The sequence below is a fragment of the Stutzerimonas chloritidismutans genome (assembly GCF_051486945.1).
Lineage (GTDB): Bacteria > Pseudomonadota > Gammaproteobacteria > Pseudomonadales > Pseudomonadaceae > Stutzerimonas > Stutzerimonas chloritidismutans_B.
The window spans coordinates 279684-305850 of sequence record NZ_JAHVDX010000004.1 but is presented as its reverse complement, the minus strand read 5'-3'; the positions used below and the strand labels follow the sequence as shown (position 1 = coordinate 305850).

General features: G+C 63.1%; 24 protein-coding genes. 11 read left to right on the top strand and 13 right to left on the bottom strand.

The window, feature by feature from the left end; genetic code table 11:
- The first annotated feature begins 24 nt into the window (after positions 1–24).
- Positions 25–543 (top strand): hypothetical protein, encoded by a 519-nt coding sequence (locus tag KXR72_RS16820; RefSeq protein ID WP_437422239.1) that lies wholly within the window; start codon positions 25–27, stop codon positions 541–543.
- A gap of 114 nt (positions 544–657) precedes the next feature.
- Here the strand turns inward: KXR72_RS16820 and KXR72_RS16815 are convergent, their stop codons facing one another.
- The 3 genes from KXR72_RS16815 to KXR72_RS16805 all read right to left on the bottom strand — a co-directional run bounded on the left by KXR72_RS16815 (position 658) and on the right by KXR72_RS16805 (position 5641).
- The gene (locus KXR72_RS16815) at positions 658–1362 is read right to left on the bottom strand and encodes a 3'-5' exonuclease (RefSeq protein ID WP_437422238.1); all 705 of its coding nucleotides are present in this window, start codon (positions 1360–1362) and stop codon (positions 658–660) included.
- Positions 1359–3293: a putative nucleotidyltransferase substrate binding domain-containing protein gene (locus tag KXR72_RS16810; RefSeq protein WP_437422237.1), complete on the bottom strand. Its 1935-nt coding sequence runs from the start codon at positions 3291–3293 to the stop codon at positions 1359–1361. Before KXR72_RS16810 ends, KXR72_RS16815 begins: the two co-directional genes overlap by 4 nt.
- A gap of 167 nt (positions 3294–3460) precedes the next feature.
- The gene (locus tag KXR72_RS16805) at positions 3461–5641 is read right to left on the bottom strand and encodes a malate synthase G (protein ID WP_437422236.1); all 2181 of its coding nucleotides are present in this window, start codon (positions 5639–5641) and stop codon (positions 3461–3463) included.
- A 271-nt stretch (positions 5642–5912) separates the two neighbouring features.
- On the opposite strand from KXR72_RS16805, the gene KXR72_RS16800 reads away from it, so the two are divergent.
- Entirely contained in the window at positions 5913–6431 is a 519-nt protein-coding gene (locus KXR72_RS16800) for a glycine cleavage system protein R (protein WP_437422235.1), read from the top strand.
- A gap of 6 nt (positions 6432–6437) precedes the next feature.
- Here KXR72_RS16800 and rarD read toward each other — a convergent pair whose 3' ends face one another.
- Positions 6438–7331, bottom strand: coding sequence for an EamA family transporter RarD (gene rarD, locus KXR72_RS16795; RefSeq protein WP_437422234.1), 894 nt, complete (start codon positions 7329–7331; stop codon positions 6438–6440).
- A gap of 173 nt (positions 7332–7504) precedes the next feature.
- Between rarD and KXR72_RS16790 the strand changes: the two genes are divergently transcribed.
- Together KXR72_RS16790 and treF are read left to right on the top strand one after the other, a co-directional pair.
- A complete protein-coding gene (locus tag KXR72_RS16790) occupies positions 7505–8272 on the top strand; it encodes an SDR family NAD(P)-dependent oxidoreductase (protein WP_437422233.1) in 768 nt (255 codons plus the stop codon).
- Entirely contained in the window at positions 8269–9867 is a 1599-nt protein-coding gene (treF, locus tag KXR72_RS16785; RefSeq protein WP_437422232.1) for an alpha,alpha-trehalase TreF, read from the top strand. The genes KXR72_RS16790 and treF overlap by 4 nt, the downstream gene beginning before the upstream one ends.
- Positions 9868–10095: 228 nt before the next feature.
- On the opposite strand, the gene KXR72_RS16780 is transcribed toward treF, so the two are convergent.
- From KXR72_RS16780 to KXR72_RS16770, 3 genes are read right to left on the bottom strand one after another with little or no spacing between them, the layout of a single operon-like run.
- Complete coding sequence (locus tag KXR72_RS16780; protein ID WP_437422231.1) at positions 10096–10593, bottom strand: LEA type 2 family protein; 498 nt, start codon at positions 10591–10593, stop codon at positions 10096–10098.
- A gap of 8 nt (positions 10594–10601) precedes the next feature.
- Entirely contained in the window at positions 10602–11363 is a 762-nt protein-coding gene (locus KXR72_RS16775) for a slipin family protein (protein WP_423705916.1), read from the bottom strand.
- A 3-nt stretch (positions 11364–11366) separates the two neighbouring features.
- On the bottom strand, positions 11367–12722 hold the full coding sequence (locus KXR72_RS16770) for an NfeD family protein (protein WP_437422230.1): 1356 nt from the start codon (positions 12720–12722) through the stop codon (positions 11367–11369).
- A gap of 187 nt (positions 12723–12909) precedes the next feature.
- Between KXR72_RS16770 and KXR72_RS16765 the strand changes: the two genes are divergently transcribed.
- The 7 genes from KXR72_RS16765 (at position 12910) to KXR72_RS16735 (ending at position 20550) form a co-directional block, all read left to right on the top strand.
- Positions 12910–13743, top strand: a complete 834-nt coding sequence (locus KXR72_RS16765) for an MBL fold metallo-hydrolase (RefSeq protein ID WP_437422229.1) — start codon at positions 12910–12912, stop codon at positions 13741–13743.
- Positions 13743–13949, top strand: a complete 207-nt coding sequence (locus KXR72_RS16760) for a hypothetical protein (protein ID WP_437422228.1) — start codon at positions 13743–13745, stop codon at positions 13947–13949. Before KXR72_RS16765 ends, KXR72_RS16760 begins: the two co-directional genes overlap by 1 nt.
- 97 nt (positions 13950–14046) lie before the next feature.
- Entirely contained in the window at positions 14047–14205 is a 159-nt protein-coding gene (locus KXR72_RS16755; protein ID WP_122163549.1) for a YqaE/Pmp3 family membrane protein, read from the top strand.
- Positions 14206–14412: 207 nt separating this feature from the next.
- The gene (locus KXR72_RS16750; RefSeq protein ID WP_437422227.1) at positions 14413–17931 is read left to right on the top strand and encodes a response regulator; all 3519 of its coding nucleotides are present in this window, start codon (positions 14413–14415) and stop codon (positions 17929–17931) included.
- A gap of 1 nt (position 17932) precedes the next feature.
- Positions 17933–18751, top strand: coding sequence for a CheR family methyltransferase (locus KXR72_RS16745; RefSeq protein WP_437422226.1), 819 nt, complete (start codon positions 17933–17935; stop codon positions 18749–18751).
- On the top strand, positions 18748–19350 hold the full coding sequence (locus KXR72_RS16740) for a chemotaxis protein CheB (protein WP_437422225.1): 603 nt from the start codon (positions 18748–18750) through the stop codon (positions 19348–19350). The genes KXR72_RS16745 and KXR72_RS16740 overlap by 4 nt, the downstream gene beginning before the upstream one ends.
- Before the next feature lie 3 nt (positions 19351–19353).
- The gene (locus tag KXR72_RS16735) at positions 19354–20550 is read left to right on the top strand and encodes a hybrid sensor histidine kinase/response regulator (RefSeq protein ID WP_437422224.1); all 1197 of its coding nucleotides are present in this window, start codon (positions 19354–19356) and stop codon (positions 20548–20550) included.
- 18 nt (positions 20551–20568) lie between these two features.
- Here the strand turns inward: KXR72_RS16735 and KXR72_RS16730 are convergent, their stop codons facing one another.
- From KXR72_RS16730 to KXR72_RS16705, 6 genes are all read right to left on the bottom strand, one after another.
- Entirely contained in the window at positions 20569–21222 is a 654-nt protein-coding gene (locus tag KXR72_RS16730) for an HAD family hydrolase (RefSeq protein ID WP_437422223.1), read from the bottom strand.
- The gene (locus tag KXR72_RS16725; RefSeq protein ID WP_437422222.1) at positions 21222–22223 is read right to left on the bottom strand and encodes an ABC transporter ATP-binding protein; all 1002 of its coding nucleotides are present in this window, start codon (positions 22221–22223) and stop codon (positions 21222–21224) included. The genes KXR72_RS16730 and KXR72_RS16725 overlap by 1 nt, the downstream gene beginning before the upstream one ends.
- A 116-nt stretch (positions 22224–22339) precedes the next feature.
- Positions 22340–23140, bottom strand: a complete 801-nt coding sequence (locus tag KXR72_RS16720; protein WP_437422221.1) for an ABC transporter permease — start codon at positions 23138–23140, stop codon at positions 22340–22342.
- Complete coding sequence (locus tag KXR72_RS16715) at positions 23127–24038, bottom strand: ABC transporter permease (RefSeq protein ID WP_437422220.1); 912 nt, start codon at positions 24036–24038, stop codon at positions 23127–23129. Before KXR72_RS16715 ends, KXR72_RS16720 begins: the two co-directional genes overlap by 14 nt.
- Positions 24035–24838: an alkaline phosphatase family protein gene (locus tag KXR72_RS16710; RefSeq protein WP_437422219.1), complete on the bottom strand. Its 804-nt coding sequence runs from the start codon at positions 24836–24838 to the stop codon at positions 24035–24037. The genes KXR72_RS16715 and KXR72_RS16710 overlap by 4 nt, the downstream gene beginning before the upstream one ends.
- 126 nt (positions 24839–24964) lie before the next feature.
- Positions 24965–26023 carry an ABC transporter substrate-binding protein gene (locus tag KXR72_RS16705; protein WP_437422218.1) on the bottom strand — a complete coding sequence of 353 codons (1059 nt, stop codon included), beginning with the start codon at positions 26021–26023 and terminating at the stop codon, positions 24965–24967.
- Between the last annotated feature and the right edge of the window lie 144 nt (positions 26024–26167).

The following is a 26167-nucleotide window of genomic DNA, read 5'->3' as shown; positions in this document are numbered from 1 at the left end:
GACTTTTTTAAGGAAGCTGTTTTTATGATCTGGCATCTCATCGCTGCAATTGTCGCCGCTGTGGCGGGGGCAGGGATCGCATTGCTGTTGCGCTCTCTGACTCGAAAGCGGCTGCCGAAGTGGATCATTCCAGTCTTTGCCGGCCTGGGCATGCTCGGCTATACCGTCTATTACGAGTACAGCTGGTTCGACGCCAAGCAAGCACGGCTACCGGAAGGCGCGGTCGTGGTATCCAGCGAAGACGGCAGTATGCTGTGGCGGCCGTGGACATTGGCCTACCCCATGCCGATGGCGTACACGGTGCTGGACAAGGCCAACGCCCAGATTCAGGACACGCCGCAGGGGCGTGTGGCGCGGTTCGTCCTGTATCGCTTCGAGAAGGAGCACTTGATATCGACAGTGAAGAGTGCGCCCTACCAAGCGATCTGCACTGAGCACGCGATGTTTCAGCTCAATGATGCTGGCGAGGCGAAGGCCGACAGCCTGACCACATTGGATGCAGCGGGCCCCTTGTATAGGGCGCTCTGCGAAACCGGCCAGTAACGTAGCGACGGTTGCGTGGGCGTCAGCCCACGCGCGATTGCGGCGCTCATCCTGACTAGGGTGGGCGCCGTTTTCGTTTCCGGGGAGGAGAAAGTCGAGCCGCGCCGGCTAGGCCTACATGAAGTTCGCCTGCTGCCGTTGCCGCCAGTTGGCCAGGCGCTGGGTCAAGGTCTGCAGGCTGTCGACACCTTGCCGGTGCGCCTTGCTGAAGAGGATAAGTGCCAGTTCGGCCGTCGCCAGGGCATCCGCGCTGGCGTGGTGGCGCTGCATCACGTGCAGGCCGAAATGCGCACACCAGTCATCCAGCCCGTTCTGCCGCGGGCGGTTGTCCGGGCAGAGCATCGGCGCCAGTTCGGCCACGTCGAGAAAGGGGTGGCGCAGCTTGTAGCCCAGGGTTTTCTTCAATGCCCGGGTCAGCATGCGTTGGTCGAACGGGGCGTGGAAGGCCAGGATCGGACTCTCACCGACGAACTCCATGAAGTCGAGCAGAGCCTCCGCCGGGTCATCGCCCGCCTCGAGCTCGCTTGGGGCGATACCGTGGATCAGCACGCTTTCGCTGACCTTCTGCGACGGGCGCAGCAGGGTGGATTCGAACTGATTGCCCAGGTCGATGCCGCCTTCCTCGATTACCACCGCACCAATGGACAGGACGATGTCCTTGCGCAGGTCAAGCCCGCTGGTTTCCAGGTCGAGCACGACCAGCCGCTGCTCGCATAGCGCGCAGGTGCCGAGCGGAGCGGGCACAGGCAGCGAGTCGCGGCGCTGCAGCTGTTCGAGGTCCAGGGCCGGACCATTCAACTTGAACCAGGGCATATTCATAACTGATAGCGAAGCGCTAGGCTGCTCTGTAGGCGCTGGGCCTGGCGGAAGGATTCACGCAGGATGCGGCGATCCAGATGGTTGAGCGTATCCGGGTCGAGACGGTTGGAATAGGGCTGCCCCTGACGAGCCTGCTGCTGATGCTGCTGCATGCGGGTTTGCTGAATGAAATGGTAGGCCTCTTCATAGGCCGCGCCATCCTTATCATCGATCACGCCGCTGGCTACCAGCTGGCGCAGACGATCGAGCGTGTTGCAGGTGGTTACGCCGTGACTCAACGCGAGCAGGCGCGCGCCATCTACGAATGGAGTCAGGCCCTGCACTTTGAGGTCGAGCGTCGCCTTGCTATCCCCCTTTCGCGACACCACGAAATCTCGGAACCGCCCAACGGGCGGGCGATGGCGCAGCGCGTTCTCAGCGAGCATGCGCTGAAAGAGCCGGTTATCCGCGATCTCGCTCAACAGAAAGGCCCGAAGCTGCTCATAGCCTTCGCAGGGGCCCCACACTGCGCGCAGGTCAAAAAAGATGGTGCTGCCAAGCAGGTTTTCAGGTGTCGCTTCGCGGATGAAGGTGCCGAAGCGGCGACGCCATTCCTGGCGCGACAGGCACAGCTCCGGGTTGCTGGCCATGATGTTGCCTTTGCACAGGGTGAAGCCGCAGGTCGCCAGATCCCGATTGATGCGTTCGGCCAGCGGTAACAGCCGGCCACGAATATGGGCAGCTTCGGCAGCGTCCTCGGCTTCGAAAAGGATGCCGTTGTCCTGATCAGTGTGCAGCGTCTGCTCGCGGCGGCCTTCGCTGCCGAAGCACAGCCAGGTGAAAGGCACGCCGGGGTGCCCCAGCTCGGCGATGGCCAACTCGATCACCCGGCAGACCGAGTGGTCGTTGAGCAGGGTGATGATGTGGGTGATCTGTGTCGACGAGGCGCCGTGCGCCAGCATGTTGTCGACCAGTTGCAGGATGCGGCTGCGAATGATCACCAGCGTTTCGACGCGATCGGCGTGCGAAATCGCCTGCGCCAGATGTACCAGGTCGACCCGTTGCAACGAGAACAGATCACGTTCGGATATCACACCGCGCAGCAGCCCGTCCTCGACCACGCAGACATGCGCGATGTGACGTTCGGTCATCGCGATGGCCGCATCGAAGGCCGTCGCGTCCGGCGGCAGGTGAAAGGGATCGTGTGTCATGAAGCCGGCGATCGGAGCCGTCAGGTCGGTCGTGCCGGTGCCGATCACCCGGCGTAGATCGCGAAGCGTGAAGATGCCCTGGGGATGCAACGCCTCGTCCGTGATGACGACGCTGCCGACATTGTTTTCATGCATCAGCCCGACCGCCTCGGCGAGCGGCATCGTCGGCTGGCACGAAACCGGATGGGGCAACGCAAGCTCGCCGACCCGTGTTTCCAGGGAATACTGCTCACCCAAGCTCTCGACTGCGCGCATCTGCGCCTGTTGATTGACCAGGTCCAGCAGGCTGCTGACGCCGCGCATGGCGAAATCGCGGAACGAGGCCGATTTGGAGACGAGCTTGACGAACGCCGGCTTGTTCAACAGGTAGCAGAAGGTGTCTTCAGCGGCGAAATGGCCGGTGCGGGTGGCGCGCTCGCCCATCAACGCGGCCATCGGAAAGCATTCGCCGACGATCACTTCGAATGTAGTGTCGGTGCCGCGTTTACTGGTGTGCGGGCGCTGGCCGTGAACCCGCCCCTGCTTGACGATATAGAAGTGCTCAACGACGCCGTCATCGGGCGAAATGATGCAGTCGCCAGCGCTGTAGAAGCGCAGCTGGCAGTTCTCCACCAGATAGGCCAGGTGCCCCGGCTCCATCTGATTGAACGGCGGATACTTGCGCAGGAATTCCATGGTCCCGTGGATGTTCTGCAGCACGGCAGTCTTGCCTGCAGCGGCGAACGCATCGGCTTTGCTCATGGTTGGCTTCCATTTTTTGCGGCCAATGGTGGGCCGCAGGTCAGGCGTGGCACATTGGACGTAAGTCTAGTCGCCAGCAGGCCAGGGCGGGCAGGCGAGCGTCGGACTCGAAAAACGAAGACAAAGAAAAACCGCCCCGAAGGGCGGCTTTCTGGGCTTCGATCGCGTTACAGGCCGTTCTTGGCCTTGAACTCACGGCGGCGGCGATGCAGGACCGGCTCGGTGTAGCCGTTGGGCTGCTTGGTGCCCTCTAGAACCAGCTCCAGCGCGGCCTGGAAGGCGACGTTGTTGTCGAAGTCCGGCGCCAGTGGGCGGTAGGTGGGGTCACCGGCGTTCTGGCGGTCGACCACCGGCGCCATGCGCTTGAGGCTTTCGACGACCTGGTCTTTGGTGACCACGCCATGGCGCAGCCAGTTGGCCATGTGCTGGCTGGAAATGCGCAGGGTGGCGCGGTCTTCCATCAGCGCGATGTCGTTGATGTCCGGCACCTTGGAGCAACCGACGCCGGCGTCAATCCAGCGGACCACGTAGCCGAGGATGCCCTGGGCGTTGTTGTCCAGCTCGTTGCGCTTTTCTTCCTCGCTCCAGTCGGTGCTCGGCGCCAACGGGATGGTAAGGATGTCGTCGACCGACGCCTTCTCGCGCTTGGCCAGTTCGGCCTGGCGGGTGAAGACATCGACCTTGTGGTAGTGCATCGCATGCAGCGTGGCCGCGGTCGGCGACGGAACCCACGCGGTGTTGGCGCCAGCCATGGGATGGCCGATCTTCTGCTCGAGCATGCTCGCCATCAGGTCGGGCATCGCCCACATGCCCTTGCCGATCTGAGCCTTGCCTTGCAGGCCGCAAGCCAGGCCGACGTCGACGTTGTTGTTCTCGTAGGAGGCGATCCACTTTTCAGCCTTCATCGCCGCCTTGCGGACGACCGGGCCGGCTTCCATGGAGGTGTGGATCTCATCACCGGTGCGGTCGAGGAAGCCGGTGTTGATGAACACCACGCGCTCGCGCGCTTCCTTGATACAGGCCTTGAGGTTGACCGTGGTGCGGCGCTCCTCGTCCATGATGCCGACCTTCAGCGTATTGCGCGGCAGACCGAGCACGTCCTCGACGCGGCCGAACAGCTCGGTGGCGAACGCCACTTCTTCCGGACCGTGCATCTTTGGTTTGACGATGTACATGGAGCCGGTGCGGCTGTTGGCGCGGGTGGTGTTGCCCTTGAGGTTGTGCATCGCGGCTAGGCCGGTGAACAGGCCGTCCATGATGCCTTCTGGCACTTCGTTGCCTTCCTTGTCGAGGATGGCGTCGTTGGTCATCAGGTGGCCAACGTTACGGATGAACAGCAGCGAGCGGCCGTGCAGGGTCAGGTCGCCGTTGCCGTCGGCCTGGGTGTAGACGCGGTCCGGGTTCATGGCGCGGGTGATGCGCTTGCCGCCCTTATCCAGCTCCTCGACCAGGTCGCCCTTCATCAGGCCGAGCCAGTTGCGGTAGACCAGGGTCTTATCGTCAGCGTCGACCGCGGCGATGGAGTCTTCGCAGTCCATGATGGTGGTCAGGGCCGATTCCATCAGCACGTCCTTCACGCCAGCGGCATCGGTCTGGCCGATGGGGCTGGTGGGGTCGATCTGGATTTCGAAGTGGATGCCGTTGTGCTTGAGCAGGACCGCGATTGGCGCCTGAGCATCGCCCTGGAAGCCACGCAGCTGGGCGGGATTTTGCAGGCCGGTGCTGCTGCCGTCCTTCAGGGCGACGGCAAGCTTACCGCCTTCGATGCGGTAGCCGATGGCGTCGGCGTGCGAGCCGGTTTCCAGCGGCGCGGCTTCGTCGAGAAAAGCGCGTGCGTAGGCGATGACCTTGTTGCCGCGAACCTCGTTATAGCCTGGGCCTTTGGTCGCGCCGCCTTCTTCGGTAATGGCATCGGTGCCATAAAGCGCGTCATACAGCGAGCCCCAGCGGGCATTGGCCGCGTTCAGGGCGAAGCGCGCATTCATGATCGGCACGACCAGCTGGGGGCCGGCCATGCGGGCGATTTCCTCATCGACGTTCTGGGTGGTGGCCTGGAAATCGTCGGCTTCCGGCAGCAGGTAGCCGATGTCTTGCAGGAAGGCCTTATAGGCCACCGGGTCATGGGCTTGGCCGGCGCGGGCCTGGTGCCAGGAATCGATCTGTGCTTGCAGGTCGTCACGCTTGGCCAGCAGCGCGCGGTTCTTCGGCGCCAGGTCGTGGATGACGCTGGAAGCGCCGGCCCAGAAGGCATCAGCATCCACGCCAGTGCCGGGAATCGCCTCGTTGTTCACGAAATCGTAAAGGACTTTGGCAACCTGCAGGCCACCCACTTCAACGCGCTCAGTCATCTCTCGCCTCACTTGATTCATCAATCCGAAACGGACGATTGGTTTCTTGTAGTTCGGGTCGCCGGATACTACATGAAGCCGTTTGGAAAATCAGTCCGCCGAATTGACAGCCGATTTGCGTCCATCAGCGCATTGCCGAGGCGGATCAGGCGGGCATCCGGGCGCCGAACGCGGTAGTTTGTCGTTTGCCTGGCGCGGGCGGCCCAGAGGCTTGCCGGCCATACTTGAGTGGCTCGGTCGATCGCCGGGCCTACACGAAGAGGAGCCACCGATGGACCATCTCGTACTTACTGTCATTGCCGAGGATCAGCCCGGGCTGGTCGAGCGCGTCGCCAAGTGCATCAGCGAGCACGGCGGCAACTGGCTGGAGAGCCGCATGTCGCGGATGGCCGGGCAGTTTGCCGGCATCCTGCGGGTGGCGGTGCCGGTTGCGGCGCACGCTGGGCTGATCGAGGCGCTACACGGCCTGGAGCAGCAGGGCATCCGAGTGTTGGTCGCGGCCAGCGGGGATGCGCCCGAGCGTAGCTGGCGGATGATTCAGCTGCAGTTGGTGGGTAACGACCGCACCGGCATCGTCCGCGACATCACACGGCTGTTGGCCAGCCACGGCGTCAATCTCGAAAGCCTGGACACCGACGTGTTGCCGGCGCCGATGACCAACGAGCTGCTGTTCCACGCCGACGCGCTGCTCGCTGTGCCCGCCGAGCTGTCACTGGACGAGCTTCAGGGCCACCTGGAAACGCTGGCCGATGACCTGATGGTGGAGCTCAAACTGCAGCCGGCGGGCTGACTCGCCTTAGCGCGCAGGGCTTTTGCGCAGCGTCCGCCAGATGTCGTAGCTGTAGACGGCCAGGCCGGCCCAGATGCAAATGAACGCCACCTGGCGGTCGGCCGGGAAGGGTTCGTTGAACATCCAAACGGCCAGGATCAGCAGCAGGGTCGGGGTGATGTACTGCAGAAAGCCCAGCGTCGAGTAGGGCAGGTGCCGGGCGGCGGCGTTGAAGCACAGCAGCGGGACTAACGTTACCGGGCCGGCCGCCACCAGCCAGAGTGACTCGGGCGTCGTCCAAAAGTCCCATTCGGTGCTGGGCCCGCTGCCAAAGAAAAACAACCAGCCAAGGGCGACCGGTAGTAGCAGCCAAGTTTCCACTACCAAACCGGGCAGTGCCGCAACCGGCGCCTGTTTGCGCAGCAGGCCATAGCTGCCGAAACTCAGCGCCAGGGCGATCGACACCCAGGGGAAGTCGCCGAGGGTGATCAGCTGCAGCGAGACGCCGGCTGCCGCCATGCCGACCGCGAGCCATTGCAACGGGCGCAGCCGTTCACGCAGAACGATCAGCCCGAGCAGCACGTTGACCAGCGGATTGATGTAGTAGCCGAGGCTCGCCTCGAGCATGTGCTCGTGGTTGACCGCCCAGACGTAGATCAGCCAATTGCTGGCGATCAGTACGCTGGAAATCATCAGCACGCCGATTCGCTTGGGATGGGCGAGCAGTTCCTGCCACCAGCCGCGGTGGCGCCAGATCATCAGCACCAAGGTGCCGAACAGCGCAGACCAGATCGCCCGCTGGGTGACGATCTCAAGTGCCGCGTACTGCTCGATGGATTTGAAGTACAGCGGAAACAGGCCCCAGATGCTGAAGGTCGTCAGACCCAGCAGGTAACCCTTGCGCAGATCGGCGGTGGCCATGGATGTCCTGAAACGAAGGCAGTTGGAAAGCCGGCCATTGTGCGCCTGCCGCCTGCGCTTGTCTGCCTGGCTGACCGCCCGGACAGTCCCTGAAGCATCTGTAAAAACCCAGGCGTGAACGCAACGGCCAGCGACCCGTCAGAACAGGTAATCGACCCATGACGAGGTGCCGAATGAAGCTCGAGAACAAGGTTGCGCTGGTCACGGGCAGTACGCAGGGGATCGGCCGCGGCATCGCCTTGCGGCTGGCCGAGGAGGGCGCGGACCTGGTCCTCAACAGCCGCCAAGCGAATGCGCTGTCGGACGAGACGCTCGCGCAGATCCAGGGTTTGGGCCGCCGCGCCTGCTTCATTCCGGCGGACGTCGGCGTCGTCGCCGATTGCCGGCGTCTGGTCGAGCAGGCCGTCGAGCAGATGGGGCGCCTCGACATTCTGGTCAACAACGCGGGCGTGCAGACGCATGCGTCATTCCTGGACGCCAGCGAAGAGGACTATGACCAGGTGCTCGACATCAACCTGCGCGGACCTTTCTTTCTCGCTCAGTCCTTTGCCCGCCATGTACGCGACTGCGGGCACCGAGGCCGCATCATCAACAACAGTTCGGTGCACGAAGAGCTGCCGCATCCCAATTTCACCGCCTACTGCGCAAGCAAGGGCGGCTTGAAGATGCTGATGCGCAACATCGCCATCGAGCTCGCGCCGCTGGGCATTACCGTCAACAACATCGCGCCGGGCGCCATCGAGACGCCGATCAACCGCGACCTGATGAACCAGCCGGACAAACTCGGCGCGCTGCTGCAGAACATTCCCGCCAATCGGCTCGGCCAGCCGCGCGATGTGGCCGGTGCGGTGGCCTTTCTCGCCTCTGACGATGCCGACTACATCACCGGCGCGACCCTCGTGGTCGACGGCGGCTTGCTATGGAACTACAGCGAACAATGACCGACACCCGCAAAGGCCTCTTCGACTACGACACCCACAGCGTATCGGCTGCCGATACCCTGACCCCGGCCGATCGCTACCAGGAACTTTTCGTCGCGGTGCAGACCGGGCGCGTCTTCGAGGACAGCAAAACCTTCGTCGACTGCGCGCCGCGCATCGACCCCGAACGGATTCTCGACAACTATCGGGCGCGCTGTCATGAGCCGGATTTCGATCTGGTCGCCTTCGTGAATGACCACTTCAGCGTGTTCGAAATGCCGCCCAAGGAATTCGTCGCCAACCCCAACGACTCCCTGGCCGAGCACATCGACCGGCTCTGGCCGGTGCTGACTCGTCATCCCAAGCTTCACCCACCGCATTCCTCATTGCTGCCGCTGCCGCACGATTACGTGGTGCCGGGCGGCCGCTTCACCGAGATGTACTACTGGGACTCCTACTTCACCATGCTGGGCCTCGATGAAAGCGGGCATTGCGAGCTGCTACGCGCCATGGCGGACAACTTCGCCTACCTGATCGACACCTACGGGCACGTGCCCAACGGCAATCGCTCCTACTACCTGAGCCGCTCGCAACCCCCCGTTTTCGCCCTGATGACCGACCTGTTCGAGGAAAGCGGCGTACACCGTGCCAGTGATTACCTGCCACAACTGCTCAAGGAGCACGCTTTCTGGACCGAAGGGGCCGACCGACTACGCCCTGGCGAGACGCACCGGCGCTGCGTTTGCTTGGACGATGGCAGCGTGCTCAACCGCTACTGGGACGAGCGCGACACCCCGCGCGAGGAGTCCTACCTGGAGGACATCGAAACGGCGCGCTCATCCAGCCGGCCGGCGCACGAGGTCTATCGCGACCTGCGCGCGGGTGCCGAATCCGGCTGGGATTTCAGCTCGCGCTGGCTGGGCGACCCGACCCGGTTGTCGAGCATTCGCACCACCAACATCATTCCGGTCGACCTGAACAGCTTTCTGTACTACCTGGAGCTCAAGATTGCCCAGCTCAGTGAGGTCAAGGGCTGGCAAGGCTGCGTCAAGACCTTTCGGGCGCACGCCGAGGCGCGACTGGCGGCGATCGACCGCTACCTGTGGCACGACGAGCGCGGCGCTTACTTCGACTACGACTGGACGCTGCAGGCCGCGCGCGACAACCTCACGGCGGCGACCGTCACGCCGCTGTTCGTCAGGTTGGCCAGCGACCAGCAGGCGGCGCGGGTCGCGGATGTGGTGCGTGACCGTCTGCTGGCGCCGGGTGGCCTGTCCACCACCGAGGTGAGCGGCAGTGGCGAGCAATGGGACCGCCCCAACGGCTGGGCCCCGCTGCAGTGGATGGCGATTCGTGGCCTGCAGCGCTACGGTCACGACGCCCTGGCGTTGCAGATCGAGGAGCGCTGGCTGAGCATCGTTTCGCACCTCTACGAGCGCGAGAGCAAGCTGGTCGAGAAATACGTGCTCAGGCCTTGCGTCGAGCATGCCGGCGGCGGCGAATACCCCCTGCAGGACGGCTTTGGCTGGACCAACGGCGTCACCCGCAAGCTCATGCAGGAAGACCCGAGCCACGAAGCGCACCGATGCCGGGCGGGGCAGTGCCGTGTGGATTGAGCGACAGCGTCTGGGCCGAGGCGACGGCACGCCAGCGCCTGGTTCTGCGGTAGGCGTGAGGCACGGATCGCCAGCAGGCTGGCTCCTACGGACGCGGCTGGGTATAGCAATCGTGATTTAACCGACTTCTCGTGCTCTTCGTAGGAGTGGGCTCGCTCGCGATCGGGCGTATCGACCATTCGAAGTTCAGGCAACCCACCGTACAGAAGTCCGTTGGACGCCCCGGCACTATCGCCGATAGGGATTGGGCAGCGCGCCTTGGAGATCCAGGGTGCCGCGCTCGACGAAGCGCTGGGTGCCGAACAGCCCTCCAGCCAACTTACCGCGTAGCACGTAGGGCACCTCGTCCAGGCCAATGTGCTCGGCCAGGCCCAGTGCCTGGCGTGCGGCCGAGAAGGCGGAGATGGTGACCGGCACGCGCAGCACCGTCTCGCCGAAACGCGGCACACTGCCGCTGGCATCGCTGACGCCACTGGCCAGGCGTCGGCCGTTGACCTCCAGATCCAGCGCCACGCCGTTGTATTCCAGCGCCATGTCGTTGGGATTCTGCACCCTGAGCTTGACCGCCATGCGCAGTTCCAGCCCTTCGCCGGGCAGTGGCTCGACGCCTGCAACCTGCACGTTCAGCGGATCACGCGGGCTGAAGGCCGCGCAGGCGGCCAGGGCGATCGCCAGCACGGCGAGCAGCGACAGACGGACGGTTGAAGCGACGAGACGCGGCGGCATAGAACCTTCTATTCGGATTTCTTGTTGAGATTGCCCAGGCCCTGCAGCAGCTCCATGGGCAGCGGGAAGACGATGGTGGAGTTCTTGTCGCCGGCGATATTGCTCAGCGTCTGCATGTAGCGCAGCTGCATCGCGCCGGGCTGGCGACCGAGCATCTCGGCGGCCTGCATGAGTTTTTCCGACGCCTGCAGTTCGCCCTCTGCATGAATGACCTTGGCCCGCCGCTCGCGTTCCGCTTCGGCCTGGCGGGCGATGGCGCGGATCATGGACTCGTCGAGGTCCACATGCTTGATCTCCACGTTGGCGACCTTGATACCCCAGGCATCGGTCTGCGCGTCGAGCACCTGCTGGATGTCGTTGTTGAGTTGTTCTCGCTCGGCGAGCATGTCGTCCAGGTCATGCTTGCCGAGCACGGCACGCAAAGTCGTCTGGGCCAGCTGACTGGTCGCCGAATGATAGTCCTCGACCTGGATGATGGCCTTTTCGGCATCCAGGACGCGGTAGTAGACCACCGCGTTGACCTTCACCGAGACGTTGTCACGCGAGATCACGTCCTGCGTGGGGACGTCCAGCACCAGGGTGCGAAGGTCGACCCGTACCATTTGCTGCAGACCGGGAATCACCAGAATCAACCCCGGGCCCTTGACCCTCCAGAAGCGCCCCAGCTGGAACACGACGCCGCGTTCGTATTCGCGCAGGATGCGAAAAGCCGATGCGAGAATCGCGATCAGCAGCACCAGTACCGCGATGAAGCTCATTTCAAAGCCCATGGATCACCTCGTTTCAGGAGGCGGCTCGTCGGCCGCCGTGACGTCCAGTTGCAGCCCGCGCCTGCCCACGACGCGCACTTGTTGGCCCGGCCGCAGCGGCGTCGGGCTGTGCACTTGCCAGTGTTCCCCCTGCAGTTGGATCCAGCCGCAGGCCGAGTCGTCGGCGCGAATGCCGGTGACCTGAGCGAGGCTGCCGACCAGGCTCGCGTCGCCGCTGACCAGGCGCTGCCGACGCGCCTTCAGCGCCATGCTGACAATCAGAAAGAGCAGCAATGCACTGGCCACGGCGAGCGTGCCGATCAAGGCCAGCGGGATGCCAAAGCCGGGGACCTCGGTGTCGATCAGGATCACCGCGCCGGCCACGAACGCCGCGATGCCGCCCAGGCCCAGCACGCCGAAACTGGGTACGAAGGCTTCGGCGATCATGAACGCGAGCCCTAGCAGGATCAGCGCCACGCCGGCGTAATTGACCGGCAGCAGTTGCAGTGAGTAGAACGCAAGCAGCAGGCAGATCCCGCCAATGACGCCGCCTCCGCCGCTGCCGGGATTGGTGAATTCGAAGATCAGCCCATAGATGCCGATCATCATCAGGATCAGGGCGACGCTGGGGTTGGTGATCACGGCCAGCAGGCGTACCCGCCAGTCCGGGTCGTGCCGTTCCAGGCTCGCCTGGGCCGTTTCGAGCGTCCGTTCGCCGGTGCGGGTCTGCAGCGTCTTGCCGTCCAGTTGCGTCATGAGGTCGGGGAGGTCGGTGGCAATGTAATCGATGACGTCACGCTCCAGGGCTTCGCGCGCCGACAGGCTGACCGACTCCCGCACCGCCTGCTCGGCCCAGTCGGCATTGCGTCCGCGCAGCTGCGCCAGCCCGCGGATGTACGCCGCGGCGTCGTTGACCTGCTTGCGTGCCATGGCGCCGTCTTCGTCCTTGGCGTCGGCATCCGGGCTGTCGGATGCCTTGCCAGGCGTGCCGCCGAGCTGGACGGGTGTCGCCGCGCCAAGGTTGGTGCCTGGCGCCATGGCCGCGACATGGCTGGCATAGAGCAGGTAGGTCCCGGCACTGGCCGCGCGTGAGCCGCTGGGGGTGACGTAGGTGGCAATGGGGACCGGGCTGGCAAGCACGGCCTTGATCATCTCGCGCATGGCGCCGTCGAGCCCACCGGGCGTGTCGAGCTCGAGCACGACCAACTGCGCTTCGTCGAGCTGGGCGCGCTCCAGCGCCCTGGTCAGGTAATCCACGCTGGCCGGGCCGATTGCGCCGTCGATTCGCAACACGGTTACGGGCGCTGCGCTGAGGGCTGTCCCGCTGAAGATCAACAGCAGGAGCAGCAGCCAGGTATGCGGGCGGAAGGGGCAGCGCATCGGTAAGGGCCCTCCGGCGAGCGGGTGAGCGACACGAGTCGCGTGCGTCCCTTGAGCATAGTCGAGTCGTGGGGCATGGCCCGACGGGCCGAAGGCCTGAACTCTGTAGCGGGCCCGGGCCTCACAATGAGTACAGAACGACAATTCGGTCGGCGGCCGTCGGGGTTGCGGCCGCGAGGAGTCCATCATGCGCGTTCATCACCTCAATTGCGGTTGCATGTGCCCGGTCGGCGGCAAGCTGTTCGACGGCTTCAGCCAGGGGCTGACCGCCAGCCTGGTCTGCCACTGCCTGCTCGTCGAAACCGACGCCCACGGGCTGGTGCTGGTCGATACCGGGTTCGGCACCTGCGACGTGCTGGAGCCTCGCAAACGGCTCAGCCACTTTTTCATTGCCTTCAACAACATCCAGTTCGAACGCCGCTATACCGCTTTGGAACAGGTTCGACAGCTCGGCTTCGATCCGGCTGACGTGCGCCACATCGTGCTGACCCATCTCGATTTCGACCATGCTGGCGGGCTGGAGGACTTTCCCGAGGCACAGGTACATGTGCTGCAGCGTGAGATGGACGCGGCGCGCTCGACGCGGAGCTTTCTCGGCCACCGACGCTACCGGCCCAGCCAGTGGGATGCGGTGCGTCACTGGCAGTTCTACGAGCCAGGCGGTGACATCTGGTTCGGCTTTCAGGCTGTCCGGGCGTTACGCGGCCTGCCGCCAGAAATCATGCTGATTCCGCTCACTGGCCATACACACGGGCACGCAGGCGTGGCCCTGGACACGGGCAATGGCTGGCTGTTGCATGCCGGCGATGCCTACTTCTATCGAGAGGAAGTTGGCCAGACCGAGCGCCACTGCACGCCTGGGCTTCGCTTCTATCAGCGCATGATGGAAGTCGACCGCACGGCACGGCTGGCCAATCAGCACCGGCTCTGGACGCTCTCGCTGGAGCGCAAGGATGAAGTCACGCTGTTTTGCAGCCACGATGCCAAGGAGCTCGAGCGCATGCGAGGGAGGACGGCCTAATGGCGCCGCAACAAAACCCCGTCCGCACGGTGATGGGCTACGTGAGCTGGGTCGGGTTGGTCGCCTGCTCGATCGCCGGGCTGGGCTACCTGCTGGCGGGTGCCTTCAACCTGGCCGGCCTGATGATCGCCCTGGCAGTGCTTTCGTGGATCAACATCCAGCGCAAGCGCAAGCCCCGGCGCGACGACCCGCGCAACCCCGACTAGTGCAGCGGGGCTGGCGTGGCAAGGAACCCCTTTCAGCGGCGCAGGTCGATTTGACAGAGCCATATGGCATTACCGCATGCGAGGGGGAACGTAAAACATGGACCTGATCCGAATCATCATCGCGATTCTGCTGCCACCGCTGGGCGTGTTCCTGCAGGTCGGTCTGGGCGGCGCGTTCTGGCTGAATATCCTGCTGACGTTGCTGGGCTACATCCCCGGCATCATTCACGCGGTCTGGGTGATCGCCCGCCGATAGCGCACACCTTCGTTGTATCTAAGCCCGGCCATTCAGCCGGGCTTTTTGTGCTGAACAGCGAGCCGGTGTAGAGTGCCGGGTCACCTTGCGTGTGCGGCCTAAATCACGCGAAAAAACCAGAACATGTCGGGATCGGCAATGGACCTCGGGTCCGCCGGCCTTTTTGCCGTGGGCGACAGCCATAGGGCGGTCCGGAAAGGAAACCAGATGGGCGACACCTTCATCGATCAGAACGAGTTTCGGCGCATCCTCAATCGCAACGTGGCCGTCCCGCTGGGGTTCGGTTTCCTCAGCGCATTTTTCTTCTGTGCCATCGTGTACTACCTGCTGAACGTCGGGCAGTGGGTCGAGCGGTCAGTCGCTGGCGTAGCGTATGCGCATGACATGCTGAAGGTCGTCGCCGACATGGAAGCCTCGATGCGCGGCTATCTGATCGCAGGCGAAGAGGTCTTTCTCGAGCCCTATCAGAACGAGCTCCCGGTCTTCGCTGAGCAGCTGCAGAACCTGAAGAGCTACGCCAACGAGGATCCTGTTCAACTCAACAGAGCCGAGCGGGTGGGCATGCTCCACGATCAGTGGGTGACCTTTGCCGAAGAGGCGATCTCCCGCCGTGCGCAAAATGAGTCCGTGGTCGACTACGTTCGCAGCAAGCGCGGCCTGCAGCTCAAGGAAGAGCAGAGGCGGTTACTCAACGAGTTCATCGCGTACGAGCGCCAGATACGTGCCGATCGAACGGATACGACGGAAATGGTCACTACCGCGCTGATCGGTGGTTTCCTGGCGCTCAGTCTGTTGTTTAGCGGCCTGTTGGCCTATTTCGGCAGGCGCGATCTGTACAGCTTGTCAGACAGTTATGCCGAGTCGCTGGAGCAGCAGCGGGCGCATGCCGCTGCCCTTGAAAAGCAGGCCTGGTATCGCGCCGGGCAAACCCAGCTCAGCGAAGCCATCATCGGTGAGCAGACGCTGCCAGCGCTGGGCCAGAACATCCTCAATTTCCTTTCGCGCTATCTCGGCGCCTCGGTCGGCGCGCTTTACGTCGCTCAGGAAGGCAAACTTCAGCGTGTCGCGGAGTTCGCGTGGGACAGCGACAAATTGCATGCCGCTCGCAACCTCGAATTTGGTGAGGGGCTGGTCGGGCAGGTCGCCCTCGAACGCCGGCCGATGATGCTGGAGCGGGTGCCGACCGGTTACCTGAAAGTCAGCTCGGCGCTGGGCGAGACGGATGCCGGAGCGGTTCTCATCGTTCCGGTCGAGGACAGCGGCATGCTCAACGGCGTGCTCGAGATCGGCTTTTTGCGCCCATTGCGCGAAGAGGATAGCGAGCTGCTCAGGCGCATCAGCGACAACATGGGCTCGGCCATCGAGGCGGCGCGCTATCGCCAGCGCCTGCAGCGCATGCTGGCTGAGACCCAGCAACTCAACGAAGAATTGCAGGTGCAGCAGGAAGAGTTGCGTGCCGCGAATGAGGAGCTTGAGGAGCAATCCAACGCACTGCGCGAGTCGCAGGCGCACATGGAGGAGCAGCAGGCCGAACTGGAGCAGACCAACGAGCAGCTCGCCGAGCACACCGAGGAGCTTGCCCGCCAGCGCGACGAAATGGACCTGAAGAACCATCGGCTGCAGGAAGTGCAGGAGATGCTCGAAGAGCGTGCTGAAGAACTGCAGCGCGCCAGCCGGTACAAATCCGAATTCCTTGCCAACATGTCCCACGAGCTGCGCACGCCGCTCAACAGTTCGCTGATTCTCGCCAAGCTGCTGGCAGACAACCCGGACGGAAACCTCCACGACGACCAGGTGCAGTTCGCGCGCTCGATTTACTCGGCCGGTAACGACCTGCTCAACCTGATCAACGACATCCTCGACATTTCCAAGGTCGAGGCCGGGAAGCTCGACGTGCGGCCTGAATTGCTGATCCTGTCGCGGATGATGGACGGGCTGAAGAGCCTGTTCCTGGCGCAGGCCCTGGAGAAGTCGCTGCAGTTCAACGTAGAGCTGACGGACGACCTGCCGTCCAGCCTCTACACCGACCGCCAGCGCTTGGAGCAGATCGTCAAAAACCTGCTGTCGAACGCATTCAAGTTCACCGAGAAGGGTTCGGTCACGCTCAAGGTCGCGCGCCACGACGAGCAACGAATCGCCTTTGCCGTACAGGATTCCGGCATTGGTATCCCGGCGGACCAGCACGAGGTGATCTTCGAGGCGTTCCGCCAGGCCGACGGCACCACCAACCGCCGCTATGGCGGCACCGGTCTCGGGTTGTCCATTTCACGCGAGCTGGCGCACCTGCTGGGCGGCACCATCGAGGTCAGCAGCGAGCCGGGCAAGGGCAGCGTCTTCACGCTTGTCGTGCCTGAGCACTACACCCCGCCCGAGGAGATTGAACCGGCGGAAGCGGCGCCGCTGCCGCCTTCTCGCCAGCAAGTCCAGCCCCTTGCTGCCGACATCGCGGTGGCCGAACCCGTTGCCGCCACGCCCGTGGCACCTGCACAGGCGCCTTCGCTATCGACCGTGCCAGATGATCGTGATGCCTTTCCGTTCAGCGAGCGGTCGGTGCTGGTGATCGAAGATGAGCCGCAGTTCGCCGGCATTCTTCGCGACTTGGCTCATGAGCTGAAGTACAGCTGCCTGATCGCACAGAATGCTGATCACGGCTTCGATACTGCGGTTCAGTACCGCCCTGACGCGATCCTGCTCGACATGCGCCTCCCGGATCATTCCGGGCTGACCGTGCTCGAGCGGCTCAAGGAGAACCCCGTCACACGGCACATCCCGGTTCACATCGTGTCGGTTGAGGATCGCAAAGAGGCTGCGCTGCAGATGGGCGCAATCGGCTATGCGACCAAACCAACTACCCGCGAGGACCTGAAGGAAGTCTTCGGTCGGCTCGAAGCCAAGCTGGCACAGAAGGTCAAGCGCATCCTGCTGGTCGAGGACGATGCCCGTCAGCGAGAGAGCGTGTCACGGCTGATCGAGGACGTGGACGTCGAGATCACTGCGGTTGAATTCGGCGAGAAGGCGCTGGAGCTACTGCGTCATACCGTCTTCGACTGCATGATCATCGACCTCAAGCTGCCCGACATGGATGGCCACGAACTGCTCGAACGCATGGCTCACGAGGAGATTTGCTCGTTCCCGCCGGTGATCGTTTACACCGGGCGCAACCTCACGCGCGATGAGGAAGCCGCGCTGATGAAATATTCGCGCTCGATCATCATCAAGGGCGCTCGCTCGCCCGAGCGCCTGCTCGATGAGGTCACGCTGTTCCTGCACAAGGTCGAGTCAGACATGCCGCCCGAGCGGCAGAAGATGCTCAAGAGCGTGCGCAGCCGCGAGAAGGCCTTCGAGGGCCGCAAGATCCTTGTCGTCGATGACGATGTGCGTAACGTCTTCGCCTTGACCAGCGCGCTCGAGCAGAAGGGCGCATTGATCGAGATTGCCCGCAACGGCCATGAAGCCATCGCCCAACTGCGAAACGTAGATGACATCGATCTGGTGTTGATGGACATCATGATGCCGGAGATGGATGGCTTTACCGCCATGCAGGAAATCCGCAAGGATCCGCGCCTGGCCAAACTGCCGATCATCGCTGTCACCGCCAAGGCCATGAAGGACGACCAGGACCGCTGCCTGCGCGCTGGTGCCAATGATTATCTGGCCAAGCCCATCGACCTGGACCGCCTGTTTTCGCTGATCCGGGTGTGGTTGCCAAAAGTGGAGCTGCTGTGACATGCCGGACCGCATGCTGGCCATTGAGCTGAAGCTGCTGATCGAGGCGATCTACCTGCGCTACAGCTACGATTTTCGCGACTATTCCAGCGCCTCGCTCAAGCGCCGCGTGCTATTAGCGCTCAAGCAGATGCAATGTGAAAACGTGTCGGCTCTGCAGCGGCGCATCCTCTACGATCCGCAGGCGTTCATGGAGCTGCTGCAGTACCTCACCATTCCCGTGAGCGAGATGTTCCGCGACCCGGGTTACTACCTGAGCCTGCGCGAGCAGGTCGTGCCCGTGCTGCGTACCTATCCGTCGCTAAAAATCTGGATCGCAGGCTGTAGCACGGGCGAGGAAGTCTATTCGATGGCGATCATGCTCAAGGAGGAAGGACTGCTCGAACGCACCATCCTCTACGCCACGGATATCAACCCGCGCTCGCTGGATCAGGCACGCAAGGGCATCTTCAACATCGAGCACATGCGCCAGTACACCGACAACTACCAGCGAGCCGGCGGCAAAGGCAGTCTCAGCGATTACTACACCGCCGCCTATGATGCGGCGATCATGGATAAGTCGTTGAAAGAAAAGGTAACTTTCGCCGACCATAGCCTCGCGACCGACAGTGTCTTCGCCGAGACGCAACTGATCTCCTGTCGCAACGTGCTGATCTATTTCAACAAGCCGCTGCAGGATCGAGCTTTCGGTCTGTTTCACGAATCACTTTGCCATCGTGGATTTCTCGGGCTCGGCAGCAAGGAAACGGTGGAGTTTTCCGGGTACGCCGATCGCTTCGAGGCGTTCGACAAGCAGGAACGGGTGTTCCGTAAATCATGACGTCTACTTCAGTCGAGGTTCTCGACGCGCTGCGCCGCCGGCCGATCGATGCCGTGGTGATCGGCACATCGGCTGGCGGGCTGGCGGCGCTCAGCGTGCTCGTCGCCGGCTTGCCTCGTCGCTTTCGCCTGCCGCTGCTGGTGGTCCAGCACGTGCCGCCAATCGGGCCCACGCAGCTGGTCGAAATCTTCCGGCGCAAGACGGAGCTGGCCGTTCAGGAAGCCTCGGACAAGGCACCCGTGCGCGGCGGTACGTTGTATTTCGCCGCACCGGGCTACCACCTGTTGGTCGAGCCCGACCTGAGCCTTTCGCTCAGCCAAGACGACGCGATGCATTTTTCCCGGCCCTCGATCGATGTGCTCTTCGAGTCGGCAGCCGATGCCTGGGGTGAACGGTTGGCGGGTATCCTGCTGACCGGCGCCAACGAGGATGGCGCCGCCGGGCTCGAGGCCATTGCCCAGGCAGGCGGCTTGACCATCGTTCAAGACCCTGACGAAGCCGAAGTCGTTACCATGCCCCGTGCAGCACTCCAGCGCTTTGCGCCGGATTTCATTTTGCCCTTGCGCGATATCCATCGACTGTTGCGCGAACTGGAGTGACCCATGCCTGACCGAATGGACGAAGCGAACCTGCTGATCGTCGATGACCTGCCGGAGAACCTCCTGGCACTCGACGCCCTGCTCAAGGCGCCGGGCTTGCGTGTGCACCAGGCCGAGTCGGCCGAGCAGGCGCTGGAGTTACTGCTGCGCCATGAGTTCGCGCTGGCCATTCTCGACGTGCAGATGCCCGGCATGGACGGTTTCCAGCTGGCCGAACTCATGCGCGGCACCGAACGCACGAAACAGATCCCCATCGTGTTCGTCAGCGCCGCGGGTCGGGAGCTGAATTACGCGTTCAAAGGTTACGAAAGCGGTGCGGTCGACTTCATGCAGAAGCCGCTCGACACCCACGCGGTGCGCAGCAAGGTCAGCGTGTTCGTCGACTTGTACCGCAACCGCAAGCGCATGGCCCGTCAGCTCGAGGCGCTCGAACAGAGCCGCCGGGAGCAGGAAGTGCTGCTCGACGAGCTGCGCAGCACCAAGGCAGAACTTGAAGACGCCGTGCGCATGCGCGACGACTTCATGTCCATCGTCTCGCACGAACTGAAGACACCGCTGAACACGCTTATCCTCGAGGTGCAGCTGCGCAAGTTGCAGCTGGCCCGCAACAACTTTGCGGCGTTCAGCGAAGAACGGCTGCGGCAGATGGTCGACAAGGACGAGCGGCAGGTGCAAAGCCTGATTCGACTGATCGACGACATGCTCGATGTGTCACGCATTCGTACCGGGAAATTGTCGATCCAACCCACGCGCGTCGACCTGTGCCATCTTGTCGCCAACGTGGTCGAAAATTTCGCCCCCCAGATGGAAGCGAGCGGCTGCGCACTGATATTCCAACGCCCCGAACCGGTGGTTGGCATATGGGACGAATTTCGTATCGAGCAGGTGCTGGCTAACCTACTCACCAACGCCATGCGCTACGGCGCAGGTAAACCGGTACAGGTCTCAGTGGGCCAACAGGGCGAACAGGCCTGGATCGAAGTGCAGGACCAGGGCATCGGCATCAGCCAGAAGAGCCTTGAACGTATCTTCTGCCAGTTCGAACGCGCCGAGGGCAGCGAACGCAGCGCGGGCCTAGGCTTGGGCCTGTTTATTGCCGAGCAGATCGTCCGGGCGCACCAGGGCTGCATTGCGGTTGAAAGTGAAGAAGGTCAGGGATCGACCTTCCGGGTGTCGCTGCCGTTGACAGCTGGGGGCTGATGCAGCCCCGGTCGCGACTCAGGCCCAGCTGAGCACCGGCCAGCCCCGGGCCTCGGCCTGTTCGCGCAGCAGCGGATCGGGATTGACCACGTGCGGATGCGCCACCTGTTCGAGCAGCGGCAGGTCGTTGATCGAGTCGGAGTAGAAGTGCGCGCCGTCCAGCGACTCGCCTGCCGCTTCGGCCCACTCGCGTAACCGCGTCACCTTGCCTTCACGGTAGGTCAGCACGCCACGGGTGTTGCCGCTGTAGAAGCCGTGCTGCTCTTCCAGCTGGATGGCCAAAACCTCGTTGATTCCGAGCCGCTCGGCAACCGCGCCGACGAGGAACTCCGCCGACGCGGAAATCACCAGAATGCGGTCGCCGGCTTTGCGATGTTCGGCGATATGGCGCATGGCGTCGCTGTAGATCAGCGGCTCGATCACGTCCTCGACGAAGGGCCCAACGATGTGGTCGACCTCTTCGGCCGTGCGGCCGACCAGCGGCGCCAGGCTGAACGTCATGTAGTCCTCCATCGCCAGCCGACCGAAGGCGTACTCGGCCATCAGCTCGGCATCCTTGCGCAGGAAGGATTCCCCATCCACCCAGCCGATCTTGGCCATTTCATGGGACCAAAGACTGGCGCAGTCGCCGTCGATCAGGGTTTCGTCCAGGTCGAAAATTGCCAGGGCCATCAAGCCACCTCGTGAATTGCGCAAGCGTCGATGGTAAGGCTTACCTGACGACCCTGGGGATAGAGATCGGCCGAGGAGCGGTTGAGCACGTCGACCAAGAGTTCGACGTCGCGCGCTTCGACGCGGTAACGGATCACGTTGCCGAGCAGGCTATGGCTCTTGATCACGGCTGCAATGCCGGTGTTGCCTTCGGTTGTGTTGAGCAAGGCGATGGCTTCAGGCCGAATCGCCACCTGTACATTGACCGGACGTTGCAGCAGGCGGGTGGCGACTTCGGCGGAGAGCAGGTTGTAGTTGCCGATGAAACCGGCGGCGAAGGCGTCCACCGGTGCGGTGTAGAGGGTTTCGGCATCGGCGCTCTGGACGATGCGGCCGGCATTCATCAGCAGGATGCGGTCGGAAAGCGTCAGCGCCTCTTCCTGGTCATGGGTGACGAAAATGGTCGTCAGTCCCAGCTCCTGCTGGATCGTGCGGATCTGTTCGCGAAGGTGCTTGCGGATGCGGGCGTCCAACGCCGATAGCGGCTCATCGAGCAACAGCAGGCGAGGGCGCGTGACCAACGAGCGCGCCAGAGCGACACGCTGACATTGGCCGCCTGAGAGTTGGCTGGGGTAGCGCCGCGCGTAATCGTTGAGCTCGACCATCTCCAGCACCTCGGCGACCCGTCGCGCGCTGTCGTCCCGGGCGATTTTCTGCATGCGCAGGCCGAAGGCGACGTTCTGCTCCACGGTCATGTTGGGGAACAGCGCGTAGCTCTGGAATACCATGCCGATCTGGCGCTTTTGCGGCGCCAGCGGCACCAGATCCTCGCCATCGAGCAGAATCAGCCCGCCGTCTACCTCGGTCAGCCCGGCGATGCAGCGCAGCAGGGTGGATTTGCCGCAACCGGACGGGCCGAGCAGAGTGATCAGCTCACCCTTGGTGATCTCGCAGTGGATGTCGCTGAAGACCTGGGTCTCACCAAAGGATTTGTGCAGGCCGCGAATGGAAAGGTAGCTCATGAGGGTTCCTGTCTCGAAGTGCCGCTGCGGTGGCATGGATCGGTTTGAAGAAGCTCGACCTGGCGAGACACGCACGTCAGGCTCGGCCGCACAGCCTTACCAAACGACCTACGCGCTCAGGCGGTACGCTCTCGATTCAACCGGGTCGCCGCCCAGGTAAACACCAGTACGAAGAAGAAGTAGGAGATCACCAGCGCGCTATTGAAGTGACCGCTGCTGTTTTTCATGTTGTTCAGGTAAACCTGCAGGGTCTCGTAGCGCGTGCCCACCAAAAGATTGGCAAAGACGAACTCACCGAACAGAAACGAGAACGACAGGAACAGCGACACCATCAGGCCCTTGCGCAGGTTCGGCAGCACTACCAGGAACGCTGCCTTCCAGGTACTGGCGCCGAGCAGGTGGGCGGCGTCCATCAAGTCGCGCAGGTTGATTGCCTGCAGGTTGTTGCTGATCGCGCGGTACATGAAGGGCAGGGTGATGGTGAAGTAGGCGCCGATCAGTATCCACGGCGTACCGACCATCGCCAGCGGCCCGGAGCCGTACAGCTGCAGCAGCCCGACCGAGGACACCACCGGCGGTACCGCGAAGGGCAGCAGGATCAGGATGTTCATCAGACCGTCGAGTTTCGGAAAGTGGTAGTGCACCACGAACAGCAGCGGCAGGATCAGCACCAGCGCCAGCGCCAGGGCACCAAAGCAGACCAGCAGGGACTGACCGAAGGCGCGCAGGAAGCGTTCGTCGCTCCACAGCTGCAGGTACCAGTCGAGGGTCAGGCCGTCCGGCAGGATGGTCGCTGACCAACTGCTGGCGATCGAATAGAAAAAGGTCGCTGCCAATGGCAGCAGCAGGATCAGGAACAGCAACCACACCACGATGCGGTGGTAGAGCTGGCCGCGCCGGGCTTCAGCGGCTCGCATGGTAGCTCCTCTTCAGCAGCAGCTGGTGCGCCACGGTAATCACTGCCATCAGCCCGACCAGCACCATCGCCAGCGCACTGGCCATGTGCGGATCCAGCGAGATATCCCCGGAAATCATCGCCGCGATGCGGATCGGCAAGACGTTGAAGTTGCCCGTGGTGAGGTAATAGACGGTGGCATAGGCGCCCAGCGCGTTGGCCAGCAGGATGACGAAAGTACCGAGCAACGCGGGCGTCAGCACCGGCAGGCCGATGTAGCGCCAGTAGCTCCAGGTTCCCGCGCCCAGCAAGGATGCCGACTCGCGCCAGTCTTCGCGCAGCGCGTCGAACGCGGGATAGAGCAGCAACACGCCCAGCGGAATCTGGAAATAGGTGTAGAGCACGATCAGGCCGGTCTTGGAGTAGAGGTTGAAGTCCTCGATGATCCCGGCCTGCTTGAGCAGGATGGTCAGCGCCCCGTTGAAGCCGAGCAGGATGACGAACGCAAAGGCCAAGGGTACGCCCGCGAAGTTGCTGGTCATGTTGGAAAAAGCCATGACGAAGTCGCGCAGTTTGGAGTCGACCTGACGCAACGAGTAACTCCCCAGAATCGCGATGACGATGCCGAACAGGCTCGACCAGAAGGCGATCTGCAGGCTGTGCTTGATCGCTTGCAGGTAGAACTTCGAGCCGAAGATCTTCTGAAAATTGGCCAGTCCCCAGCCCTCGGGCGTGTTCAGGCTGTTGACCGTCACCCACAGCAGCGGGGCGATCTGGAAGGCGAAGAAGAACAGCGCGAAGGGCAGCAGGCAGAGCAGCGCCAGCTGTTTGCCACGAGCAGGTCTGCGACCCACCGCGGCCGGAGCGGCATGGTCGCGTATGGCCGCGGTCTTGAGGTTGTTCTCCAGTGGCGCGGTCATTTCAGCAGCTCCCGGCACGCGGGCTTGTCATGCGCTACGCCAAGCAGCTCGCACAGCGTGCCGCACAGCTCGGTCTGTTTCGGGCGCGCGGCGGTATCGAGGCTGAATGCCGAGCCGAGAACGAACAGCGGCACTTCGCGCTCCTCCGGCAGCAGGCCATTGTGGGAGCGATCGTTGTTCATACCGTGGTCGGCTGTGACCAGCACCTGATAGCCGTCATCCAGCCAACGCTGCAGGTACTCCGCTAACAGAACGTCGGCACGGCGCGCCGCGTTGCGGTACTGAGACGAATCCAGGCCGTGCCTGTGGCCGGCGTCGTCGATGTTCATCGGGTGCACCAGCAGGAAGTCGGGGCGATGCCGCAGCCGCAGACCTTCCGCGTCGGCAAGCAGGTGTGAGTCGGGGTAATGGTCTTCGTAGTAAAAATGCCCGTGCTGGATCGGCAGCTCGGGGGTCTCGCTGTGACGGTCGCGCGCGGCGTGGAACGGCGCGCGGTTATAGAGCTCGCTGACCCAGTGATAGGCCGCAGCCGCCGTGGTCAGCCCCGCCTTGCGAGCGTAGTGGAAAACGCTGCGCTCGTTGGACAGCCGCACCACATCGTTATGCACGATGCCGCTCTCGATGGGTGGCACGCCGGTCAGGATGCACTCGTACAACGGCCGGGACAGGGCCGGCAGTTCGCACTGCAGCCGGTACAGGGCGCCGCGCCCGGCCATGCAATAGGCCTGCAGGTGCCCGAGGGCGTGCTCGGCCACCTCGTAGCTGAGGCCGTCAAGGATGACGAGGATGGCTTTGCCCATGCTTGCGTTTCCTGCCGGTTGCCTGCTGTAGAGAGAACGCTTTCGGGTCATCGCTCGCGAGTGCCGCTCTTCGAGCGCACTCGCGAGCTGACCTGTTCCTTGGTGCCGCTGGCTTCCCGCCTCCGGTCATTCCATCTCGATGATCACGTTTTCCTGCCACTGCTGCGGCAGAGCCTTGGAGGTGGCTTCCCAAGCCTCTGCGTCCTTGATGGGCCGGACCTTGGCGTACTGCTCGTTGGGCAGCAGTTTCGCCTGCACCTCGGCCGGCAGGGTCAGATGCTCGGCACGAATTGGCCTTGCGTTGCCCTTGGCAAGGTTGATCTGCCCGGCGTCGGACAGGATGTACTCACGCGCCAGCTTGGCGGCGTTGGGGTGCTTGGCCCACTTGTTGATGATGGTCGTGTAGCCGGAAATCACCGAACCATCAGAGGGAATCAGCACTTCGAAGCGGCTCGGGTCGATCTGGTCGCGGTAGGACAGGCCGTTGAAGTCCCAAACCACACCGACTTCCACTTCGCCGCGCTCCAGCGTCTGGATCGTCGGGTTCGACAGGGACAGGCGGCCCTGCTTGGCGATCTCGGCAAAATAGTCCAGGCCCGGCTGGATGTTCGTCTCGTCACCGCCGTTGGCGATGGCGGCTGCCAGCACACCGTTCACGGCCTGGGCGGCGGCGCTGACGTCACCGATGGCGACCTTGTACTTGCCGTTCTTGAGCTCGGCCCAGGACGTCGGTGCCTCCTTGACTAGCTGCTTGTTAACGATAAAGGCAATCGAGCCGGTGTAGGCCAGCAGCCAGTGGCCGTCCTTGTCCTTGGCCCAGTCGGGGACTTGGTCCCAAGTGCTCGGCTTGTAGGCTTGCGTCACGCCCTGCTGAACAGCGATGGGCCCGAACGCGGCACCGACGTCGCCGATGTCGGCCGTGGCGTTATCCTTTTCCGCAGCGAACTTGGCGATCTCCTGGGCCGAGCTCATGTCGGTATCCATGTGCTTGAGGCCGTATTTGTTCTGCAGATCCTGCCAGGTGTCTTTCCAGTTGGCCCAGCTGTCCGGCATGCCGACGCTGTTGACCTCACCTTCTGCGCGCGCCGCCTCTTCGAGGCCTTTCAGGTCCGTTTGTGCGGCGTTCGCCGATGTCGCCAGGGCAATCGCCGATCCCAGCAGTGATGCCAGCAGCAGTCGTTTCATCAGAAGCTCCTTTCGCAGGTCGTTGGTCTACATCAGCACGATTTCGAGCCAATCTAGGGGATGCAAATGACAATTTGATGTCGTTGCCTCCGCCGCCGCCCGGTGGAGCGACACCGCGACAGGAGTGCCGTAGCAAGCCTAGCT

Bases quoted from the DNA above. Each gene is read 5' to 3' on its own strand.
- KXR72_RS16820 (WP_437422239.1), top strand. From the start codon at position 25: ATGATCTGGCATCTCATCGCTGCAATTGTCGCCGCTGTGGCGGGGGCA.
- KXR72_RS16815 (WP_437422238.1), bottom strand. From the start codon at position 1,362: ATGAATATGCCCTGGTTCAAGTTGAATGGTCCGGCCCTGGACCTCGAA.
- KXR72_RS16810 (WP_437422237.1), bottom strand. From the start codon at position 3,293: ATGAGCAAAGCCGATGCGTTCGCCGCTGCAGGCAAGACTGCCGTGCTG.
- KXR72_RS16805 (WP_437422236.1), bottom strand. From the start codon at position 5,641: ATGACTGAGCGCGTTGAAGTGGGTGGCCTGCAGGTTGCCAAAGTCCTT.
- KXR72_RS16800 (WP_437422235.1), top strand. From the start codon at position 5,913: ATGGACCATCTCGTACTTACTGTCATTGCCGAGGATCAGCCCGGGCTG.
- rarD (WP_437422234.1), bottom strand. From the start codon at position 7,331: ATGGCCACCGCCGATCTGCGCAAGGGTTACCTGCTGGGTCTGACGACC.
- KXR72_RS16790 (WP_437422233.1), top strand. From the start codon at position 7,505: ATGAAGCTCGAGAACAAGGTTGCGCTGGTCACGGGCAGTACGCAGGGG.
- treF (WP_437422232.1), top strand. From the start codon at position 8,269: ATGACCGACACCCGCAAAGGCCTCTTCGACTACGACACCCACAGCGTA.
- KXR72_RS16780 (WP_437422231.1), bottom strand. From the start codon at position 10,593: ATGCCGCCGCGTCTCGTCGCTTCAACCGTCCGTCTGTCGCTGCTCGCC.
- KXR72_RS16775 (WP_423705916.1), bottom strand. From the start codon at position 11,363: ATGGGCTTTGAAATGAGCTTCATCGCGGTACTGGTGCTGCTGATCGCG.
- KXR72_RS16770 (WP_437422230.1), bottom strand. From the start codon at position 12,722: ATGCGCTGCCCCTTCCGCCCGCATACCTGGCTGCTGCTCCTGCTGTTG.
- KXR72_RS16765 (WP_437422229.1), top strand. From the start codon at position 12,910: ATGCGCGTTCATCACCTCAATTGCGGTTGCATGTGCCCGGTCGGCGGC.
- KXR72_RS16760 (WP_437422228.1), top strand. From the start codon at position 13,743: ATGGCGCCGCAACAAAACCCCGTCCGCACGGTGATGGGCTACGTGAGC.
- KXR72_RS16755 (WP_122163549.1), top strand. From the start codon at position 14,047: ATGGACCTGATCCGAATCATCATCGCGATTCTGCTGCCACCGCTGGGC.
- KXR72_RS16750 (WP_437422227.1), top strand. From the start codon at position 14,413: ATGGGCGACACCTTCATCGATCAGAACGAGTTTCGGCGCATCCTCAAT.
- KXR72_RS16745 (WP_437422226.1), top strand. From the start codon at position 17,933: ATGCCGGACCGCATGCTGGCCATTGAGCTGAAGCTGCTGATCGAGGCG.
- KXR72_RS16740 (WP_437422225.1), top strand. From the start codon at position 18,748: ATGACGTCTACTTCAGTCGAGGTTCTCGACGCGCTGCGCCGCCGGCCG.
- KXR72_RS16735 (WP_437422224.1), top strand. From the start codon at position 19,354: ATGCCTGACCGAATGGACGAAGCGAACCTGCTGATCGTCGATGACCTG.
- KXR72_RS16730 (WP_437422223.1), bottom strand. From the start codon at position 21,222: ATGGCCCTGGCAATTTTCGACCTGGACGAAACCCTGATCGACGGCGAC.
- KXR72_RS16725 (WP_437422222.1), bottom strand. From the start codon at position 22,223: ATGAGCTACCTTTCCATTCGCGGCCTGCACAAATCCTTTGGTGAGACC.
- KXR72_RS16720 (WP_437422221.1), bottom strand. From the start codon at position 23,140: ATGCGAGCCGCTGAAGCCCGGCGCGGCCAGCTCTACCACCGCATCGTG.
- KXR72_RS16715 (WP_437422220.1), bottom strand. From the start codon at position 24,038: ATGACCGCGCCACTGGAGAACAACCTCAAGACCGCGGCCATACGCGAC.
- KXR72_RS16710 (WP_437422219.1), bottom strand. From the start codon at position 24,838: ATGGGCAAAGCCATCCTCGTCATCCTTGACGGCCTCAGCTACGAGGTG.
- KXR72_RS16705 (WP_437422218.1), bottom strand. From the start codon at position 26,023: ATGAAACGACTGCTGCTGGCATCACTGCTGGGATCGGCGATTGCCCTG.